Origin of the sequence: Burkholderia plantarii (genome assembly GCF_001411805.1) — a bacterium.
Classification (GTDB): Bacteria; Pseudomonadota; Gammaproteobacteria; order Burkholderiales; family Burkholderiaceae; genus Burkholderia; species Burkholderia plantarii.
In genome coordinates, this window is sequence record NZ_CP007213.1 from 2,634,140 (window position 1) to 2,653,514 (window position 19,375).

The following is a 19,375-nucleotide window of genomic DNA, read 5'->3' on the forward strand; positions in this document are numbered from 1 at the left end:
GATGAAAATCATCAAACCCCAATCGCTCGGCGTGCTCCACAAGCCCTACACCCATCTCGGCCAGCATCGGCTGTCGGTGGCGGTGCTCGGCTTCTTCCGGCTCGGCGCGCCGAACGAACGCTTCCTCGCCGAAAGCACGCAATGGCCGCACGTGGTCGCGAGCCTGCCGGCCGGGCAGCCGCTCGATGAAGTGATGCCGCGCCAGGGCGCCGAGGTGCTGCTGCTCGGCTCGGCGCACGCGCCCGGCAAGCAGGCGGCCACCGGCGTGGACGTGCTGCTGCGCGTGGACGACGCCGCCGGCCAGCCCGCCATCGGCAAGTGCCTGACCGTGTGCGGCGAGCGCGAATGGCGCATCGGCGCGCTGGGCGGGCGCCGCGTCGGCCGGCCCAAGCCGTTCCTCGCCATGCCGATCACCTATGCGCGCGCGTTCGGCGGCCCGCGCAATCCCGTCAACCCGGCCGGCTGCGGCAGCCGCGAATCGTGGTTCGGCAAGAGCCGCGGCCCGATGCCGAACGTGGCCTACGCGGCGGGCACCGCCGACGCCGGCTGGCGTGCCGGCGTGCCGGCCGGCTTCGGCCCGATCCCGCTCGCCAACCGGGCGCGGCGCGACAAGCTCGGCAGCTACGGCCGCGGCTGGCGCCGCCACGACGCGCCCGGCTTCGCGCGCGATCTCGACTGGAGCGTCTTCAACATGGCGCCGGCCGACCAGTGGCTGAAGGCGCCGCTGCGCGGCGGCGAACGCTACCTGCTGCGCAACCTGCACCCGCGGCACGCCGAGCTGACGGGTACGCTGCCGGAGCTGGCCGTGCGCGCGTTCGTGACGAAGTTCGGCGAGACGCCCGAGGCGATGCGCGAGGTGCCGCTCGCGATGGACACGGTCTGGTTCGTGCCCGACCACGATCTCGGCATCGTGATCCACCACGGCACGATCGGGATCGACGACAGCGACGCGCTCGACGTCGGCACGCTGATGGTCGGCTACGAATACCGCGACAGCCCGAAGAGCGTCGGCCACTATCGCGACGTGATGCAGCTGCGCCTCGATCCGGAAGCGGGCCGCATGCACGTGTTCAACGACAGCCAGCTCGCGCCCGAGCGCTCGGCGGCCGACCAGGCACGCCGCGCGGCCGAGCAGGAACGCGCCGAACAGGCCGTGCTCGCGCGCAGCCAGCGCCGCCTCGACCTGCTCGACGCGCAGCACTGGGCGCGGCGCGGCACGCCGCCGCCGGCCGGCCACCAGGTCGCCCGCGCCAGACTGCCGGCGCTCGGCATCATGACCTCGCAGACCGTGGCCGAGGGCGACTTCGACCTGACCGAGGTCATGACGCGCGCCAAGGCGCTGGTGGCCGAGGCCGAGCAACGCGGCAAGGAAGCGCTGGCACGCCTGCCGGCCCGCACGCCGGCGCCGGCCGATGCCGCGAAGCAGCTGGCCGACGCGCTCGAACGCGCGGCCCTGCCGGCCTATGACCTGCTGCCGCCGGGCGAGACCGGCCGCGATCCGCAGGTCGAGGCCATGCTGGCCAAGCTGCCGGTGCCGCCCGCCGACGCCGATCCGAAACAGCAGGCACGCCACGCAAGGTCACGCGCCGCGATCGTGAAGATCCCGTCGCTGCGCCGCCAGGCGCGCCGCTCGGCGCCGAAGGTCACGGTAGCGGCGCTGCCTTATCCGCCCGAGACCGCGCGCGCGCTCGGCGAGCGGGTCCGGCAATGGCACGCGGCGGGCGTGCCGCTCGCCGGGCGCGACCTGGCCGGCGCCGATCTGGCCGGCGTCGACTTCTCGGGCGCGGACCTGCGCGAGACGATGTTCGACGGCGCCGACCTGAGCGACGCGAAATTCATCGGCGCCAACCTGCAGGGCGCGGTGCTGGTGGGCGCGCGCCTCGATCGCGCCGATTTCTCGGGCGCCGACCTCACGCGCGCGAATCTCTGCGCGAGCAGCGGCCGCGCGATCTCGTTCGAGGGCGCGCAGCTGGCCCACGCGCAGGCGCTCGACGCGCAGTGGCCGCGGGCCAACCTGCGCCGCACCCGCCTGCGCCGCCTGCTGGGCCTGCGGCTCGCCTGCCCCGGCGCGGTGTTCGACGGCGCCGACGCGAGCAAGGCCACGCTGTTCGACATCGAGGCCGGCGACAGCCGCTGGGAGGACGCGACGCTCGAGAAGACGGTGTTCATGCGCGCGCGGCTGCAGCGCGCGAGCTTCGCGCGCGCGACGCTGACGAAGGCCGTCTTCAACCTGAGCGACCTGCAGGCGAGCCGCTGGGATCGCGCCCGGCTCGACAGCGTGCAGGCCGGCGGCAAGACCAACTGGCGCGACGCCGCGCTGACCGGCGCGACGGCGCGCAACTGCGGCTTCCACGGCGCCGATCTCTCGCACGTCGACATGGAGGCGGCCCGCTTCCTGCGCTGCGACTTCGGGCAGGCCGACCTGCGCGCCGCGCGCCTGGTGGCGAGCCTGTTCTCGCGTTGCGGCTTCCACGCCAGCCAGCTGCGCATGACCGAGGCGGCGCGCGCCGAGTTTTTCCAGTGCCAGTGCCGCAAGGCCGATTTCACCGGCGCGCGGCTCGGCGACGCCGCGTTCGTGCAGTGCGAGCGCACCGGCTCGATTCCGCCGGAAGGCATCGCCAACGGGAGCCCCGCATGACCACCCTCTGGGACGACATCGCGCTCGCGATCGAACTGGACAAGCCCGTCGCGCGGCGCGAGCTGCATGGGCTCGACGCGCGCCGCCGCGAACTGGGCCGAGCGACGTTCAGCGAAGTCGACTTCTCGAACGCCTCGTTCGCCGAGGCCGGCCTCGCGCGCGCGAAGTTCATCAACTGCGATCTGCGCGGCGCCGATTTCGGCAACGCCGACCTCGACCACGTGAACTTCATCAAGTGCGACCTCACGCGGGCGCGCCTGAACGGCCGCAACATGGCGCACGCGTGCTGGGTCGATTGCGACCTCACCGACAGCGACTGGTCGCACGCGCGGCTGCAGGTCAGCTCGCTCGTGAACTGCACGCTGCACGGCGCGCGCTTCGACGCCGGCACGCTCACGCGCTGCACGCTGATCAACGACCGCTTCGACGGCGCCAGCGTGGCCGACGCGAAGCTCGAGCAGTGCGTGATCAGCCCGGCCGACTGGCGCGAGGTGGAACTGCGCGGGCTGAGCGCCGACGGCGTGACGTTCTCGAACGCGAACTTCCACGGCCAGGTGATGAGCGGGCTGCGGCTGCGGCGCTGCACGCTGACGGCCGCCGAGCTGGTGCAGGTCGACCTGGCCGGCGCCGACCTCACGCGCTCGAACTTCTATCAGGCGCATCTCGCGCAGGCCAACCTCAGCAACGTCGAGGCGCCGCACGCGATGCTCTATCAGGCGCGGCTCGAATCGGTGGACCTGTCCGACGCGAAACTCGACGGCGCGATCTTCCAGCAGGCGCGGCTCGAGGATTGCCGGCTCGACGGCGCGCATCTGAAGATGAGCGTCTGGAACAAGAGCCGCCACCGCAACGTGTCGTTCCACGGCGCCGATCTCGCCCACGCGCGGCTCGAACACGTCACCGGCGGCCAGGTCGATTTTTCCGACGCCAATCTCGACCACGCCCAGTTGCACAACGCGACGCTCGCCGACGCGCGGTTCCGCGGCGCCAGCCTGCATCAGGTCGGCCGCACCAATCCCGCGCGCCTCGCGCTCGAAGCCCGTACCCTTGCCCTGGAGAACGAATGATGGGTTCCCCCCGGACCACCAGCAAACTTCCGCCCCCGCTGCCGCTGCATCTGGTCGAGGCCAGGGTGATCGTGGCGCTGGAGCAGCACGCCTACCTGCTCGACGACGGCCGCGTGGCCTACCAGGCGCTCAGCTGCCTGATCCGCCCCGAGGTGGGCGACCACGTGCTCGTGGCCACCTGCCCGAACGACGCGAGCTACATCCTGCACGTGCTGCACCGCGCCGACGCGAAACAGGTGCAGCTGAGCGTGCCCGGCGCCGAGACGCTGCGCGTGGAGCAGGCCCGCATCGAGCTGGCCGCCACCGAATCGATCGCGCTCGATTCGCTGGCCGACGTCGAGATCAGCGCCGCCACCGGCACGCTGAACCTCGCCGCGCGCAACCTGTTCACCACCGCGCAGGACAGCCTCGTCGAGAACGTCGGGCAGTTCGTCGGCCGCGCCGATCGCTACCTGCTGGAAGTGAGCGAGCTGCTGCGCCTGCACGGCCAGCAGGCCATCGTCACCGCCGAGGAAGACGTCAAGGTGGACGGCGAACGCATCAGCATGGGCTGACGCGCCGCGCGCCCCAACCCGCCAGCCCCTATACCGGAGCCCTCATGTTCGCCACCAACAGCCTTGACGCGATGTCGATGTCGACGGTTCCCGACGTCTGCAAGACGCCGGCTCTCGTGCCGGTCCCGATTCCCTACGTCAACATCACCTACTCGTCGATGCACATCCCGTCGGTGTTCAACGTGATGATCGGCACCGGCTTCGCGGAGAACCTGCTGACCGAAGGCACCATCAGCATCGGCGACGAGCCCGGCGTGCTGGGCGGCATCGTCTCGAACGTGTTCATGGGCCCCGACACCTACCTGACCGGCAGCCTCAAGGTGATGTTCGGTCCCGCCTTCGCGACCCACATGACCTCGCTGGTCGGCATGAACGGCATGCCGTTCAACACCGTCGGCATGTCGATCGTGCCGGCGCAATTCCGCGTCCTCCTGCTGGCCTGACCATGACCCGCCCATTCCGCTCCCTCCTCCCGCACGGCGCCCGCGCGCCCGCGCGCCTCGCCGTGCTCGGCGCCTGCTGCCTGCTGGCCGCCTGCAGCTGGCTCGGCTTCTCGAAGTCCGCCGCGGTCTCGCAGATCAAGGTGGTGGCCGAGGTCAACGCCAACCAGAACGCCGCCACCCAACTCGACGTGGTGTTCGTCTACGACAGCAACGTCACCGGGCTGCTGCCCGCCACCGGCCCCGACTGGTTCCAGAAGAAGGACGCGCTGACCGCCGGGCTCGCCACCGCGATCGACGTGGTCAGCCTGCAGGTGCCGCCCGCCACGCTGGCCACGGCGAAGCTGCCCAAGCGCCACGGCAAGGCGATCGGCGTCTACGTCTACGCCAACTACCTGACCGCCGCGGGCCAGCCCAAGGGCAACATCACGCCCTACAAGAACGTAACGATCTGGCTCACGCCGACCACGGTCACCTACCAGTCGCAGTGACGCCAGCCAGCCCAGACACGAGCCCCGGAACGATCAGGCCATGACACAGACCGCCCCCCTCCCCGACGCCGTCCAGTGGTCGGAAGGCATGATGCTCTCGCCCCAGCATCTGCAGCAGAACGACCGCTACTGGCACGCCCACCTGCGCCATCGCCTGCAGGCCGTGGCGCCGCATTTCTGGGGCGTGCTGAAGCTGCGCTTCGAGATGGTCAAGGAAATCCTCAGCATCGGCGAACTCGAATGCATCCTGCCCGACGGGCTGCTGGTGGCATTCCCCGGCGGCCTGCCGCGCAACCCGCCCGGCAACGTCGAGATCGACGTCGGCGCCGCCTGCAAGAGCGGCCAGGCGCCCGTGAAGGTCTGGTGCTGGGTCAATCCGCGCGGCTCGCACGCGGCCGTGCAGGACAGCCAGGAGCGCCGCTACAACTCGGTGCTCGACGAGCCGAGCGTGGACGAGAACACCGGCGACAGCGCGCTCACGCTGCCGCGCCTGCAGGTGCGCTTCCACCTCTACCTCGGCGTGACCTCGCCCGCGCCGCACAGCGCGGTGCCGCTGCTCGAATTCGTGCGCGGCGAGAACCAGCAGCTGCAGATCACCCCCTATCACCCGCCGATGCTGCACGTCGGCACCGCCGACTGCCTCGGCGCCGCGAACCTCTGGCGCGGCCTGCACGACTTCCACGACCGCCTGTGGGACAAGCTCGCGCAGCTCGGCGAGCCCGGCAAGGGCGGCGACGTCGACGACGGCGCCGGCAACGAACGGCGCCAGCACCTGTCGGCCGCGCGCGCGATCGGCGCCTGCCTGCCGCCGTTCTCGACGCTGCTGGACGGCCGCACGCATCCGGAGGCGCTGTACCAGGCGCTCGCGCGCATCGTCGGCTCGGTGTCGGCGATCGGCGCCAATCCGCTGCCGCTGCTGATGAAGCCGTACCAGCACGACGACTGCCTGCCGCAATTCCAGCAGGCGATGGATTTCGTGCAGAGCCGCATCGACACCGTCGACACGCGCTACGAGACGCTGCCGTTCCTGCGCACCGACCAGCACGACCCGGGCCTCGTCGACGCCTGCTTCGAGCGCCGCGTGCCGGGCGGCATGGGCCACGAACTGATCATCGAGGTCGAGCCGCGCGAAGGCCAGACCGCCGCGCAAGTGCTGGCCTGGCTCGACGAGGCGGTGATCGCCGACGCCTCGGTGATGCCGCTGCTGCGCCGCGCGCGCGTGGCCGGCGCCTCGGTGCGCGCGCTGCAGCCGCACGAGATCGAGCGCGAGAAGCTGCGCTCGCAGGCCTGCCTGTTCGCCGTGAAGAACCAGCCGCTCGAACTCGACGACCAGGGCGCCCGGCACGCGTTCGGCGACGGCGCGCTGCTGCAGGTCGTGGGCCGCAAGAACGACGCGCTGCCCGCCTCGATCACGCTCTATCGCCAGAAGCAGAAGCACGGCGCGCGCGGCGCGACGGCATCGGTCGCGCCGGCCCAGCCGGCCCAGCCGCCGGTCCAGCCGCCGGTCCAGCCGCCGGTCCAGCCGAATCAGCCGCCGCAGCCGGTGGTCGAGCTTGCCGTGGAGCCGGCCGCGCCGGCGGCATCGCTGACGCCGGTGGCGCCGATGACGCCGTTCACGCCGGCCGCCGTGGTGTCGACGATCGCGGTCACGCCGGTGGTGCCGGTGGCGCCGACCGCGCCTGCCGCGCCGGGCGCCTCGTCCGGCCAATATGCGCCGCCGACACGCCCGGCGCCGCCGGCCACCCCGGGAGACGGCAATGCGTGACGCCCCGAGCTGGCCGCAGCCGGGCCGCGATCATCCCGATCTGGTGGCGCGCTTCGCCGACTTCTATCAGGAGCTGGCGGCGATCAAGGCGGCCCAGGCGGGCGGCTGGCTGGCCGCCTACCTGGCCGGCGACGACTCGCCCCAACCGGTCACCGGCAGCGAGTTCGCCAGGCGCGTCAACGCGCGGCTGCTCGCGTCGCTGCAGCGCCAGGCGCGCCGCTACGCCGACGACACCGGCACCGCGGCCGGTCAGGCCGAGCGTCAGGCCCGCTACCTGATGGCCGCGCTGGCCGACGAGGTGCTGATCTTCGAACTCGACTGGCCGGGCCGCGATGCGTGGCTGTCGGTGCTGCTCGAGCAATCGATGTTCGATTCCAGCAACGCCGGCTCGCGCTTCTTCACGATGGCCGAGCAGCTCGTGCATGAGACGCCGCGCACGCCGCTGCAGGCCGAACTCGCCTCGGTGTTCCTGCTCGCGATGGAGCTCGGCTTCAAGGGCCGCTATCGCGCGCGCCAGGCGCAGCCGCATCTGGAGAAGATCCGCGGCCAGCTCTACCAGGTCGTGTTCGCCGCCGCCGGCAAGCTCGACGACGACCAGCCGGCCTTCGCCGAAGCCTACGCGTATCCGCTCACGGGCCGCCGCGACGAGCGGCTCGCGCCGCTCACGCCGTGGCGCAATCTCGGGCTCTACGGGCTGATCGGCTACCTGCTGCTGTCGGTGGTGACGTGGTTCGTCCTGATGCACCCGTTCGAACATTACTTGAATAGCTAGCAGAGTCAGGCAGGAGCGCAATTCGTGGACGCATTACAGAAATCGACCGCCTGGCTGAAGGCGCAGACCGGCTGGGCTCCCGAGCCCGGCACGCTCAAGCTCGTGCTGATGGCGGCCGCCGCCGTGCTGGCGCTGCTGGTGCTGCTGAAGCTGGCCGGCAAGCTGTGGGCCCGGCTCAAGCCGCTCGTCAAGGCGCCGGCCGTGCCGCCGCTGTGCGGCTGCGAACCGGCCGCCGGCAACCGCGTGAAGGGCTGGATCGAGCGCGCCACGCTGGCCGTCGACTACCTGCGCACCGGCCGCGAATGGCGCTACGGCACGCCGTGGCTGCTGATGCTCGGCCAGGCCGGCGCCGGCAAGACCAGCCTGCTCGAATCGGTGGGCCCGCAGCACACCCAGCCGCTCGACGAGCGCCAGAAGCAGCTCGAACTCGAGGGCGCCAGCTGGTATGCGCTCGACCAGGGCCTGGTGCTCGATCCCGACGGCAAGTGGCCCGAGTCGGCCGCCACCGTGGCGCTCGGCGACGGCACCGCCGACGACGCGGACCTGCGCCGCTGGCAGAAATTCCTCGACCAGCTCGACGCGCTGCGCCCCGAGCGCGCGCTCGACGGCATCGTGCTGGCGGTCTCTGCCACCACCTTCCTGCAGCGCGATCCGGCCCGGCTGATGGCGGTCGCGCAGAACGCGCGCCAGCAGCTGCGCACCATCGAGGAGCGGCTCGAATTCGCGCTGCCCGTCTACGTGGTGGTGACCGCCTGCGATCACGTCGAGGGCTTCAGCGCGTTCTGGCGCTCGCAGGCGCCGCAGCGGCACGCCGAGATGGTGGGCTGGTCGGCGCCAAGCCAGTCGCTCGAAACGCCGCCCGCGCAGTGGGGCGCCACCGTGTTCGAAGCGATCGGCGCGCAGCTGCAGGCGCTGCAGGTGGAAACCGCCGCGCATTGCGAGCGGATCGCCGAGCACGACGCCGATCCGATGTTCCTCTACCCGCTGCGCTTCGCGCAGCTGCAGGCGCCGTTCGAGCAGTGGCTCGCCACGGTGTTCCAGGTCTCGGCCTGGGAGACCACGTTCTTCCTGCGCGGCGTCTATTTCACCGGCACCGTGGCGGACCACGGCGACCAGGTCGAGCATCGCGACGGCCCGCGCCGCGACGTGGCGTTCGTGCGCGACCTGATGATCGACAAGGTGCTCGCCGAGAAACACCTGGCCCGCCCGACGCGGGCCGGCGTCTGGTCGCGCAACCTGCTGATCCGCCGCGTGCAGTGGTTCGGCGTGATCGGCTTCTCGCTGCTGCTGATCGCGTTCGCGGTGCGGGTCTGGATGATCGACGCGCAGATCGACCGCGTGGTGCAGGCGCTCGAACGGATGCAGCAGTTGCAGGCGCCCGTGCCCGGCGCCGGCTGCATCGCGCAGGCGCCCGTCTACCAGCTGGTCGAGCAGGTCGCGCAGATCGACGCCGACGCGAGCAGCTGGCTGCTGCCGGTGTCGCTGGTCGACTCGCGCCTGAGCAGCCAGAGCGCGCGGCGCGTGATCGACACCGCGTTCCGCAAGGTGATCCTGCCGGGTCTCGCCTGCCAGCTCTCGCAGCGCGCCGGCGAACTGGGCGCCGAGGCCACCCGCGGCATCATCGCCGGGCTCGACTACACGCAGGCACTCGGCCAGCTGAACGGCTTCGTGCAGCGCGTGGACCAGTACGAACGCAACGCGAGCCGCTTCCAGCGCCTGCTCGGCAAGACCCCCTACGCGAAGGACCGCGCGCCGCTGCCGGGCTTCTTCGATCTGGTCGAATACGCCTACCGCACGCCGGTGCCGCCCTACGTGCGCAGCCGCCCCGGCCTGCTGCCGGCCACGCTCGCGGCCCTCACCGACCAGGATTTCAGCGGTGCCATCGCCACCCCGCCGCAGCTGAAGCAGAACGTCGGCAACCACATCGCCGCGCTGGCCGCGCAGGCGGGCAGCCTGCTGCAGTCGGAGCTGCAGGCCGGCCTGCCGCTGCTCGATCAGTTGCAGGCGAAGAAGCAGCCGATCCTGCCGCACGTGCGGCAGTTCACGCACTGGCTGAACTGGATCCGCACCGCGTGGCTCGGCTCCAGCGCCACCGACAACCCGATCCTGACCGTGCAGAACCAGCTGGTGGCGAGCCTCAAGCCGCTCGTCACCGATTTCGGCTATCCGTCCTATCTGCAGGCGCAGGTCGGCGCGCAGTTCGACGCCGCGCATCAGTATCCGCTCGCGATGCAGACGCTCAACAGCCTGTCGCTGCCCGGCTACGGCCCGCTGTTCGTCAACCTCGACGGCCGGATCGCGCTGAACCCGTCGATGCAGGGCGAGCTGACCGGCCTGAACGCGTTGAGCAGCCTCGGCTACATGTCGATCAACCCGCTCACCGCGTTCAGCTGCACCGGCAACCTCGCCAACTGGAGCCCGGGCCTGCTGAAGGACGCGAACCAGTACGCGGCCGACTACCAGACGTTCCTCGCCCAGCCGGCGCTGAAGGGCGGCCAGCCCGACGCGCTCTATCGCCAGCTGGCCCGCTACCAGCTCGAGCTGGCGATGAACAACGACCTCGCGCAGGCGCAGGCCGCCGCCGGCCTCGCCACGAGCGGCACCGACACCAGCACCGAGGCCCAGCAGAGCGCCGACAGCGGCAACTTCGCGACGATCTCGCCGCTGGTGCTGAACGTCGAGAAGCAGTTCCGCGCGCTCGGCATGGACGGCAGCGCCACCCAGCTCACGCAGTGCGCGCACCAGTACGCCAACAGCCAGCTCGGCCGCATCTCGCTGCTGGCCGACCAGAGCCAGCTCTACCAGCCGGCCTACCTGCCCGCCTCGCAGGATCCGGACGCGTACTTCTTCGACCTCGGCAGCACGCCGGTGGTGACCGACATGCTGGCGCGCCAGGTCAGCCGCGTGCAGGTGCTGGTGGGCTACGCGCAGCCGTTCCTCGACTATCTCGGGCAGGCCGGGCCGGCGGCCTCGAGCACGAGCCCCAACACCGCGAACGCGGCCTACTGGAACAACACCGGGAGCGAGATCAAGCGCTACACGCAGGGCAAGGATCCGAACTCGCAGCCGGCCGTGCTCGACAACCTGTTCCTGAAGGTGCTGCCGGCGCTGCAGAACAGCAACTGCGGCGAGCAGCTGGCCGCGTACTCGTCGCCCGCCCTCGGCAACGACCTGTTCTCGAACCATCGCGGCCAGCTGATGCAGAGCGTGCAGATGCGCTGCAAGGGCGAGCGCTACGCGCAGGCGCAGAACGCCTACCAACCGGTGGCGAGCCGCTTCAACCGCGAGCTGGCCGGCCGCTATCCGTTCGGCACGCTCGACGCCGACGACGCGGGCCTGAACGCCGTGAAGAGCTTCTTCACCGACTACGAGAGCCGGCGCGCCGCGCTCGAGAAGCAGGTGGCGGGCCTCAAGGATCCGTACTGGAAGAACGTGCGGCAGTTCCTGGCGCAGCTCGACCAGGTGGACGCGTTCCTGCAGGGCAACGTGGTGCCGGCGTCCGCGCCGGGCGACGCGGCCGGCGCGGGCAGCGCGAACACCACCGGCGACGCCGCCCCGCTCGTCAGCCTGAACGTGAACTTCCGCGCGCTGAAGCCCGGCGCGAACGGCAGCAACCAGATCAGCGAAATGAACCTGGTGTCGGGCGCCAAGGGCGTGTCGTTCCCGAACGGCGGCAGCGCCATGGACTGGCAGTTCGGGCAGCCGCTGGTGCTCGACCTGTCGTGGGCCGGCCTGTCGCTGTGGCGGCCGTCGCTGGCCGTCACCGCGCCCGACCTGCAGGTGGACGGCAATACCGCGTCGTTCGCGGCCACCGGCAACTGGGCGCTGCTGCGCATGATCGAGCGCCATCGCCCCGATTCGGAGCCGGCCACCGATCCGCGCGACGCGTCGCGCGCGCTGCTGCAGTTCGACGTCCCGGTGCTGCAGGCGAAGCCGGCCGGCAGCCCCGTCACCGACACCGCGCACGTGTTCCTCGGCATTCGCGTGTCGAACGTGAACGCGAAAACCCCCACGCCGCTGAAACTGCCGGTGGCATTCCCGATTTCCGCACCCCAATGAACGCCATGACGACCCATCCCTCGCTGCTCGCCGATGCCCGCCGACATTTCCAGGAGACCCTGCGCATCGATTTCGACGCGCTGCTCGCGCCGCTCGACGGGCACGACCCGTGCGGGCGGCCGGCGCGGGAAAGCCGCAGCTACGCGCAGATCGTCTACGAGCGGCGCCACGACGACCCCACCCTGCCGATGGGCGCCTGGCAGCGCGACCTGAAGCGCGCCGACTGGCTCAAGGTCAGCCACCTGATCGCCGACATGCTGGCGCATGAGAGCAAGGACATGCAGCTGCTGGCCTGGCTCTACGAGGCGCAGCTCAAGCAGTACGGCATCGCCGGCATCGCGCCCACGCTGGTGCTGCTGCGCGAGATGGTCTCGCGCTACTGGGATCACATCCATCCGTTCCCGAGCCAGGGCGACTACGAGCATCGCGCCAACATCATCCGCTCGATTTCCGACAAGAACCTGGCGGCGCTGCGGCTCGCGCCGCTGATCCGGCTCGAGGAGGGCAAGGTCTACTGCTGGGCCGACTGGGAGCGCGCGCACTATCACGAGCGCGCGCGCGCCGGCGGCCGCACCGACCTGCCGGCCGAGGGCGCCACGCTCGCGCAGCTGCAGGAGGCGCTGCGCGCCACCTCGGCCGCCGACTTCCTCGAACTGCGCGCGCGCCTGTCCGATGCGCTGCAGGCGCTCGCGGAAACGAGCGCGGCGCTCGAGCCGCGCTTCGAGGGCGACGCGCCGAGCCTGCACAAGACGGTGGAGCTGCTCGAGTCGATCCGCTCGCTCGTCGACGGCGAGCTGCACAAGCAGGGCGTGCAGATCGAGCCGCCGGCGGTGGAGGCATCGCCCGCGGCAGACGCCGGGGCGGCCGGCGAGGAAACCGGTGCGACGCCCGCGGCGGCCGCCCCGGCCGCGCACGGCATGGCCGAGGCGCCGGCCCTGGCCGCCGCGATCCGCGATCGCGCCGATGCCTATGCGCGGCTGGAGGAAATCGCCGAATTCCTGATCCGCATGGAGCCGCACAGCCCCGTGCCGTATCTGGTGCGGCGCGCCACGCTGTGGGGCCGCATGAACACGGCCGAGCTGTATCAGGAGCTGTTCCTGCGGCTGGGCGGGCAACTCAACATCTTCGAGATGGTGGGGATCGAGAACGCGCAGCCGAACAACCCGTCCTGACACGACATCCGGCCGGCCCGCACCACCGGGCCGGCTCAACCGTTCGCCGGACCCGTTCCGGCACAGGAGATACGCATGGTTTTCCTCTTCAGACAGGGCAGCAAGATCCTCTCCCAGCAGCTCGGCAATGCCTCCCGCCTCTCGCAGTCGACGGCGCAGCTGAGTGCGCTCGTCCAGTTTCAACGGCGCGACATCAGCTATGCGACGCCGGCCGTGCGGCAGCACGTCGACGACCTGCGCTCACGGGTGCCCGAGGTGCATGCGATCTGGTCCGGCATCGAGGCCCACGAGCAGTTGCATCCCGAGCGGCCCGAGCTGCACGTCGAGTTGGGCAACCGCAACCTCTACTCGCCGCAGGGCCACTCGCTCACCGTCAAGACGTCGAGCCCCCATCCGGCCGGGGATCTCGCGCACGAAGGCCGGCACGCCTACGACGCCAATCGGGGCGTCCTGCTGGGCGACTCGCTGATCCAGGGGGAACTCGATGCCGTCGCGTCGCAGCGCCGCGCCTCGGACCAGGCCAGCGAACCACACCATGCGATCCTCGATTGGCCGGAACGGAAGGTCAAGCTGGAGTACGCCAAGCTCTACAACTTCGCCGACCTGCCGGTGACGCGACCGGGCAAGTCGCTGACCTGACCGGATCAATCGAGAACGCGTCGCCGGCCGGCGGCGCAGGAGGAATCGCGATGATGCCAAGCCATGCGCCGGCGGCCGGCGCGCTCCGCCAACCGCCGGCGGACACGGCCGCCGTCACCACGCTCGACGCCGCGCTGCACGCACTGACCGAAGCCGACTGGCACGCCTCGGCCCTGCTCGCGTGGCTGCCCTCGCTGCCCGGGCACGCGGCGACGCTCGCCCCGCCGGACCGCGTGAGCTGGCTGATCGGGCTGCGCCGCTGCTGGGAGCAGCATCACGAGGCGTTCGACGCGGCGGCGAAGCGGGCCCTGCTGACGCTGGCCGCCGCCTGGGCCTGCTGGCCGCTCGCGCTCGCGGTGGGCGCGTCGCTCACGCCGGACCAGCGGCGCGACCCCGCCGTGCTCGCGCCGCTCGGCCGCGCCTGCCACCTGGCCGGCGACATCGACGCGGCGCTCGACTTCGCCGTGACGATGCAGTTCGCCGACCCGGGCCGGCACGATCACGCGGCCACCTATCGCGACCTGCTCGCCTGGCGCGACTGGCGCCGCGGCTCGCTGCCGATGCACGGCATCGCGCACGACGACGAGCCGCTCTACCTCGAGCCGCTCGGCCACCAGCACCTCGCCGATTTCCGCTGGCAGTACTACGATCCCGCGATCGCCGAATGGTGCTGCCTGCCGCGCTTCGACGACGACGCCGCGTGGCACCGCTGGCTCGACGCCAGCTACGCGCAGGGCGACCGGCAGTTCGCCGTGATGCACCGCTCGTGGGGCTTCATCGGCAACGTCGGCCTCACGCAATACCGCGACATGGGGTTCTTCTACTACTGGATCGGCCGCGATTTCCAGGGCCACGGCTTCGGCTCCGGCGCGGCGGCGCTGCTGCTGGCCGCCGCGCACCGGCACGCCGGCATGCGCACCTGCTACGCCACGGTCTACGACACCAACGCCGCGTCGCGCCGGGCGCTGGAGAAGATCGGCTTCGTCGATACCGGCATCCGCGCCGTGCCGCCCAACGGCAACCAGCTGTTCTACCGGATCGGGGAGCCGGACGCGCCGGCGCGCATCGCGAGCGAGCTGCACGCGCTGACCGACCGGCTCGAACTGGACGTGCGGGCCGCGGTGCCGCTCGCGAGCAGCGCCTCGTGAGCGCGCGCGCCCGGATCGCGCGACGGCCGCCGGCCCCGCGCATGCCCATCCCGTTGCCGGAGGTGCAGCGATGAAACGAACCAATCCGTTCACCGGCATGATGCCGCCGGTCAAGAAAGTCTTCTACGAGCCGACCCACGACCCCGCGCCGCCGCCGCCCCTGCCGCCGCAGCAGCGTGGCGCCTCGTTTACCGACGGGATCCAGGCACTGGCCACCGGCACCCGCACCGAGAGCGTGTATACGCAGTTGAACGTCCCGTATGCGATCGGCGGCACCCATCACGTTGTCGACATCCACGGCACCTATTCGACTTCGGTGCAGCAGTCGAACAAGCCGAGCAACAAGACCTACGACGCCAGCAAACCCACCAAGTCATGGGTGCAGGGCATGCTGCAGCCGATGGGCGAAACGTCGTACTTCGACAAGGACAAGCGCAGCAAGGCGATTCCGGCCACCCTCTCGCTGGAGCGCGCCACCATCGAAGGCAACGCGATGAAGTATCTCGCGGAGGATACCTACGTACCCACGCGCGCGACGGCCCGGAACAGCGAAGCCAGCCAGGCGAAATACTTCGGCGGACTGACGATGGGGTCGTTCGTGGAGGACATCACCGGCGCGCGCGGTCTCGGCCTCGGGCTGGTGGGTTCGGGCATGCGCGCGACGACGATGGCCGGCAAGTGGCACATGCAAAACGTCGGCGCGCCCTCGATTCCCAATTTCGGCAGCGACATGCTGGATGCGTATCCGCAGCTGGGCAACACCAAAATGAGCCCGAAGCTGGGCGCGAGCGTCCTGCGCGACAAGCTCGACGCCGGCGGCGCCGGCGCCGAGGCGGTGCGCGACAAGCACCTGGGAATGCGCGGCAGCATCTATCAAGCGCATGCCAGGGCGCTGCGCGAGGCGGGCCTGCGCTTCGACACCAAGCTGAAGGCCATCCACGACCGCACCCGCACCGCCGTCGAACAGGGCGGCTGGTGGCAGGGCAAGGGCGTCGCGCTGGATCCGCTGGGCGACCCCGAGCACGCGCAGGCACGCGAGCAGCTGCGCGACGAGTACGTCGCGCGCAAGCTGGAGCGGCACGCCATCGCGCACTATCTCGCGCCGCCGGACATGGCGAGCGCGGCGTTCGCGGGCAAACTCGAGCAGATCCGCACCGGCGCCGCGACACCGCAGGAGGCGGGCAAGTGGTGGGACGCCCGGCACACGAGCGGGACCGACTGGAGCACCGTCGACAAGGCAAGCGACCCGCTGGAACACCAGCAGCTGAAGCGCGCCTACGTCGCCGCCAAGCTGACGAAATCCGGCCACGCCGCGGAGCTGGCCGAGGTGCAGCAGAAATGGGCGAGCAAGGATGCGTTCAAGGCGGAACTGGACGCGATCCGCGGCGGCACCGCCTCCACCACGCCGTTCTGGACTGCCCGGGCGGGCACGGATGTCACCACGTTGACCCACGACGAAACGAAGGCGCTGCGGGCGCAATACGTGGCGGCCCACAAACCCTGAGCGCCCGGGCCGCCGCGCATCCGGCGCCGGGGTCATCGCCCCGGCGACGCCGCGCGCGGCATCGCGCTTCATCCCGCTTCATCACGTTTCACCCACGCCCACACAAGGAGATATCGCATGGGCTTTCGACGCAAGGCAATGGTGTTTGGCCCGCCGATCGGCGGCTTCCTCCTGTCCGCCTTCAACCATCCCGATGCCGAAACGCAGCGCACCGAGTTCGGCAGGCAGATCGCGCATCACGATTCGCCGTACGGGGACGCCGTGAAGACCGCGAACGACGGGCTGCTGAGGACGAGGGTGCCGCTCGCGCCGATCGCGAGCGAAGCCATGAAGGACGCGATGGATGCGGTGGCGCAAAGGCGCATGTCCAGCACCACGGCGGCCACCTTCGCGGAGACGGCGGGATTCATGCGCAGCGCCGGCCACGCCGCCTGGAACCTCGACCCGCGCGCGCTGGCCGCGGCCACGCTCGGCGTGCTCGCCACGCCGCTGCGGGGCGTCGCCGTCCATCTGCACGCCGCCGAGACGCCGGGTACGCCGGAGCACGAGTTCTACAAGAGCAACCGCCCCCATCTCTACGAGTAGGCCGCACGGCGGGCAAGCGTGGCGCGGCCGGCGCCGGGCGCGTCGGGCAGGTCGTCAGCCGCCCTCGCCCGGCTCCGGCACGATCAGCGTCTCGCTGCCGGAGTCGCCGCCGTCGCCGTTGCGCGCCGACGCGTTGCGCCCCGCGCCGTCGCCGTCCAGCCGCTCGCGCACCTCGCGCGGCAGCCGTTGCGTGAGGATGGTCTGCGCGCGGCGCGGCAGTTCGAGTTCGATCGAGGCGAGCGGCTGCTGGCGCGGCGAGCGGCCCGCGCCGCCGGCATGCTCGATGGTGGCGGCACGCCGGTCGTCGTCGCCGGGCGCGCGCGTGCCGAGCACGGGGCGCGTCGTGCCGTCCGGCACGATCACCTCGACGCGCTGCGCGTCGCCACGCAGGCGCAACGTGGGTGAGAATGGCTTGTCTTTTCGCATCACGGCCCCGTCAAGGTTCGAACGCGCGGGCGGCCCGCGCGACACACGGCGGCCGACGCCGCCTCCCGCCGCTCGCGCGGCACCTGGGCAACCCACTTCTTCAACCGGCCTCGTCCGGCCCGGAGCACGTCACCGATGGCACGCATCTACCAGACCAACAACATGGGCGAGGCGCATTTTCGCGTCAACCTGTCCGACCGCGGCACCGCCGACCTGCTCGTCCACCGCGTCGGCAGCTGGGGGCTCGCGCATGGCGACGCGCGCTGGTTCATCACGCGCGACAAGCAGGAGGCGGATGTATGGCTGTACTTCACGAGCCTCGGCATGGCGCAGCTCAAGGTCTGCTTCGTCGACAGCTACGGCGAAGCGGGCTGGCAGCACGCCCACCCGCTGCAGGGGCGTTTCCGGCGCTGAGCCCCACGGGGCGGCCCGGCGCGGGCCGCCGCGCCTCGTCACGCGCCGTCGCGCGGCGCGCGCCACAGCATGCGGTTGCCGATCGGCACGCGGGCCACCTCGCCGCGCGCGAGCAGGTAATCGAGCGCCGCCTGCGTGAGCTCGAGCGACTGCTGCGCGGTTTGCGCGCCGACCCAGAAATGGTGAATGCCTTCGACCGTGTCGGCCGCGGCGGGATTCATCTGCAGATACTGCGCGATTTGGGCGGCGACGTGCTGGATCAACGCGTCGTTCATGAAGCGCACCTTGCCGTCGAGAATTCGTAAAGCCAAAAGCTTACCTCAATCGCCACGCCCGGCTCAGTTCGAGCGATCGCGCACGAGGCCGTGCTTGCGCACCAGCTTGCCGAACGCGCTGCGCTCCTCGCCCGCGAGCCGCGCGGCCTGCGAGAGATTGCCGTTCGCCTCGGCCAGCAGCCGCCGCAGGTAATCGACCTCGAAGCTGGCGATCGCCGCCGCGCGCTCGGTCTTGAACGGGCGCGCGCCGGCGGACGCGGCGCTGTCCGCGTCGGGCTCGCAGGCCGCGCCGCCGAGCCGCACGAAACTATCCTCGCTCAACAGGAAGGCGCGATGCACGGCGTTCTCGAGTTCGCGCACGTTGCCCGGCCACGCGTGGCCGCGCAGATGCGGGTACGAGGTTTCGTGAAGGCGCATCGCGGGTTTCGCGTAGCGCGTGCGCAGCCGGTCGAGGAACGCCTCGGCCAGCTCGACCACGTCGCCGCCGCGCTCGCGCACGGGCGGAATCCGCAGCATCACCACGTCGAGGCGGTACAGCAGGTCGCGCCGGAACTGCCGCGTCTCGGCCAGCGCGGCGAGATCGGCGTTGGTGGCCACCACCACGCGCACGTCCGCGAAGCGAATCCGGGTGCCGCCCACGCGCCGGTAGCTGCCGTCCTGCATGAAGCGCAGCAGCGCGGCCTGCGCCTTCAGGCCGAGCGCATCGATTTCGTCGAGGAACAGCGTGCCGCCCTCGGCCTCGCCGATCAGGCCGTCGCTGACGAGCTTGGCGTCGGTGAACGCGCCGCGCTCATGGCCGAACAGCTCGCTTTCGACGAGCGCTTCCGGCAGCGCGCCGCAATTGACGGGAACGAACGGCGCCTGCCGGCGCTCGCTGAGGTAATGGATGGCCCGCACCGCGAGCTCCTTGCCCGTGCCGGTCTCGCCGAGCACGGTTACCGGCACGTCGACGCCCGCGATCTTCTCGATCTGGCGTCTGACCGCCTCCATGGCGTCGGACGAGCCGAGCATGTTGAGACGGGAACTCTGGTTCATACGCACTCCGAAGCTGGTCGATTGGCCTCCGGCGGCGTGCGCTGGGCGGACGTCGCGGCGGGGCCGTTTATTGTCGGGCGGTACGGCTGCACATCCCTGTCGATACGGCCAGGTCGGGTCCGATCAGGCCCGCCTGCGCGCTTCCGGTGCTCCCCGTTGACAGCCGCCGTTCGCACGGCGCCGAGCATCCTGCGCGGCATAATCGTAATTAGTATTTCCCGACGTGAAAAGAAGTTTCGTGAAGAAATGTTTGGAAATATGAAGGTGGATATGTAAATCAATCCGATTGAAAAGTCCATCCCGTCAATTCGGTACCATAGGTATACGCGCGTTTAATACGGCATCCGCTCCGGTATCCGGTCGAAGTGGTATTAACGGTATTCCGCGAGGC

Annotated in this window: 17 protein-coding genes; 14 read left to right on the forward strand and 3 right to left on the reverse strand. The window is 70.8% G+C overall.

Annotation, left to right across the window (positions count from 1 at the left end; translation table 11 throughout):
- Position 1 precedes the first annotated feature (1 nt).
- The 13 genes from bpln_RS27885 to bpln_RS27945 all read left to right on the forward strand — a co-directional run bounded on the left by bpln_RS27885 (position 2) and on the right by bpln_RS27945 (position 16,834).
- Positions 2-2,638 carry a DUF2169 family type VI secretion system accessory protein gene (locus bpln_RS27885; RefSeq protein ID WP_055140626.1) on the forward strand — a complete coding sequence of 879 codons (2,637 nt, stop codon included), beginning with the start codon at positions 2-4 and terminating at the stop codon, positions 2,636-2,638.
- On the forward strand, positions 2,635-3,705 hold the full coding sequence (locus bpln_RS27890; RefSeq protein WP_042628387.1) for a pentapeptide repeat-containing protein: 1,071 nt from the start codon (positions 2,635-2,637) through the stop codon (positions 3,703-3,705). Before bpln_RS27885 ends, bpln_RS27890 begins: the two co-directional genes overlap by 4 nt.
- On the forward strand, positions 3,702-4,259 hold the full coding sequence (locus tag bpln_RS27895; protein WP_226993693.1) for a DUF3540 domain-containing protein: 558 nt from the start codon (positions 3,702-3,704) through the stop codon (positions 4,257-4,259). Before bpln_RS27890 ends, bpln_RS27895 begins: the two co-directional genes overlap by 4 nt.
- A gap of 44 nt (positions 4,260-4,303) precedes the next feature.
- Entirely contained in the window at positions 4,304-4,702 is a 399-nt protein-coding gene (locus bpln_RS27900) for a DUF4150 domain-containing protein (protein ID WP_042628389.1), read from the forward strand.
- A gap of 2 nt (positions 4,703-4,704) precedes the next feature.
- On the forward strand, positions 4,705-5,190 hold the full coding sequence (locus bpln_RS27905) for a hypothetical protein (protein ID WP_055140627.1): 486 nt from the start codon (positions 4,705-4,707) through the stop codon (positions 5,188-5,190).
- A gap of 40 nt (positions 5,191-5,230) precedes the next feature.
- The gene (tssK, locus tag bpln_RS27910) at positions 5,231-6,955 is read left to right on the forward strand and encodes a type VI secretion system baseplate subunit TssK (RefSeq protein ID WP_244132122.1); all 1,725 of its coding nucleotides are present in this window, start codon (positions 5,231-5,233) and stop codon (positions 6,953-6,955) included.
- A complete protein-coding gene (locus bpln_RS27915; protein WP_055140628.1) occupies positions 6,948-7,727 on the forward strand; it encodes a DotU family type IV/VI secretion system protein in 780 nt (259 codons plus the stop codon). The genes tssK and bpln_RS27915 overlap by 8 nt, the downstream gene beginning before the upstream one ends.
- Positions 7,728-7,751: 24 nt before the next feature.
- Complete coding sequence (locus bpln_RS27920) at positions 7,752-11,786, forward strand: type VI secretion system protein (protein ID WP_055140629.1); 4,035 nt, start codon at positions 7,752-7,754, stop codon at positions 11,784-11,786.
- Between the two features lie 5 nt (positions 11,787-11,791).
- Complete coding sequence (gene tssA / locus bpln_RS27925) at positions 11,792-12,958, forward strand: type VI secretion system protein TssA (RefSeq protein ID WP_055141256.1); 1,167 nt, start codon at positions 11,792-11,794, stop codon at positions 12,956-12,958.
- A 75-nt stretch (positions 12,959-13,033) separates the two neighbouring features.
- Complete coding sequence (locus bpln_RS27930) at positions 13,034-13,597, forward strand: hypothetical protein (protein WP_042628393.1); 564 nt, start codon at positions 13,034-13,036, stop codon at positions 13,595-13,597.
- 50 nt (positions 13,598-13,647) lie between these two features.
- On the forward strand, positions 13,648-14,745 hold the full coding sequence (locus tag bpln_RS27935; protein WP_055140630.1) for a GNAT family N-acetyltransferase: 1,098 nt from the start codon (positions 13,648-13,650) through the stop codon (positions 14,743-14,745).
- Between the two features lie 97 nt (positions 14,746-14,842).
- Entirely contained in the window at positions 14,843-16,249 is a 1,407-nt protein-coding gene (locus bpln_RS27940; protein WP_148654205.1) for a hypothetical protein, read from the forward strand.
- 117 nt (positions 16,250-16,366) lie between these two features.
- Complete coding sequence (locus bpln_RS27945) at positions 16,367-16,834, forward strand: hypothetical protein (RefSeq protein ID WP_148654206.1); 468 nt, start codon at positions 16,367-16,369, stop codon at positions 16,832-16,834.
- 54 nt (positions 16,835-16,888) lie between these two features.
- On the opposite strand, the gene bpln_RS27950 is transcribed toward bpln_RS27945, so the two are convergent.
- On the reverse strand, positions 16,889-17,260 hold the full coding sequence (locus bpln_RS27950; RefSeq protein WP_123863810.1) for a hypothetical protein: 372 nt from the start codon (positions 17,258-17,260) through the stop codon (positions 16,889-16,891).
- Between the two features lie 135 nt (positions 17,261-17,395).
- Here bpln_RS27950 and bpln_RS27955 point away from each other — a divergent pair, with 135 nt between their 5' ends.
- Positions 17,396-17,674 carry a 7(1) septoil knot domain-containing protein gene (locus bpln_RS27955; RefSeq protein ID WP_042628398.1) on the forward strand — a complete coding sequence of 93 codons (279 nt, stop codon included), beginning with the start codon at positions 17,396-17,398 and terminating at the stop codon, positions 17,672-17,674.
- Between the two features lie 38 nt (positions 17,675-17,712).
- Here the strand turns inward: bpln_RS27955 and bpln_RS27960 are convergent, their stop codons facing one another.
- Positions 17,713-17,985, reverse strand: a complete 273-nt coding sequence (locus tag bpln_RS27960) for a hypothetical protein (protein ID WP_226993694.1) — start codon at positions 17,983-17,985, stop codon at positions 17,713-17,715.
- 27 nt (positions 17,986-18,012) lie between these two features.
- Positions 18,013-18,984 carry a sigma 54-interacting transcriptional regulator gene (locus bpln_RS27965; protein WP_042628400.1) on the reverse strand — a complete coding sequence of 324 codons (972 nt, stop codon included), beginning with the start codon at positions 18,982-18,984 and terminating at the stop codon, positions 18,013-18,015.
- Positions 18,985-19,375: the final 391 nt, after the last annotated feature.

Coding starts and splice junctions, on each gene's coding strand:
- bpln_RS27885 (WP_055140626.1), top strand. CDS start 2: ATGAAAATCATCAAACCCCAATCGCTCGGCGTGCTCCACAAGCCCTAC.
- bpln_RS27890 (WP_042628387.1), top strand. CDS start 2,635: ATGACCACCCTCTGGGACGACATCGCGCTCGCGATCGAACTGGACAAG.
- bpln_RS27895 (WP_226993693.1), top strand. CDS start 3,702: ATGATGGGTTCCCCCCGGACCACCAGCAAACTTCCGCCCCCGCTGCCG.
- bpln_RS27900 (WP_042628389.1), top strand. CDS start 4,304: ATGTTCGCCACCAACAGCCTTGACGCGATGTCGATGTCGACGGTTCCC.
- bpln_RS27905 (WP_055140627.1), top strand. CDS start 4,705: ATGACCCGCCCATTCCGCTCCCTCCTCCCGCACGGCGCCCGCGCGCCC.
- tssK (WP_244132122.1), top strand. CDS start 5,231: ATGACACAGACCGCCCCCCTCCCCGACGCCGTCCAGTGGTCGGAAGGC.
- bpln_RS27915 (WP_055140628.1), top strand. CDS start 6,948: ATGCGTGACGCCCCGAGCTGGCCGCAGCCGGGCCGCGATCATCCCGAT.
- tssA (WP_055141256.1), top strand. CDS start 11,792: ATGACGACCCATCCCTCGCTGCTCGCCGATGCCCGCCGACATTTCCAG.
- bpln_RS27930 (WP_042628393.1), top strand. CDS start 13,034: ATGGTTTTCCTCTTCAGACAGGGCAGCAAGATCCTCTCCCAGCAGCTC.
- bpln_RS27935 (WP_055140630.1), top strand. CDS start 13,648: ATGATGCCAAGCCATGCGCCGGCGGCCGGCGCGCTCCGCCAACCGCCG.
- bpln_RS27940 (WP_148654205.1), top strand. CDS start 14,843: ATGATGCCGCCGGTCAAGAAAGTCTTCTACGAGCCGACCCACGACCCC.
- bpln_RS27945 (WP_148654206.1), top strand. CDS start 16,367: ATGGGCTTTCGACGCAAGGCAATGGTGTTTGGCCCGCCGATCGGCGGC.
- bpln_RS27950 (WP_123863810.1), bottom strand. CDS start 17,260: ATGCGAAAAGACAAGCCATTCTCACCCACGTTGCGCCTGCGTGGCGAC.
- bpln_RS27955 (WP_042628398.1), top strand. CDS start 17,396: ATGGCACGCATCTACCAGACCAACAACATGGGCGAGGCGCATTTTCGC.
- bpln_RS27965 (WP_042628400.1), bottom strand. CDS start 18,984: ATGAACCAGAGTTCCCGTCTCAACATGCTCGGCTCGTCCGACGCCATG.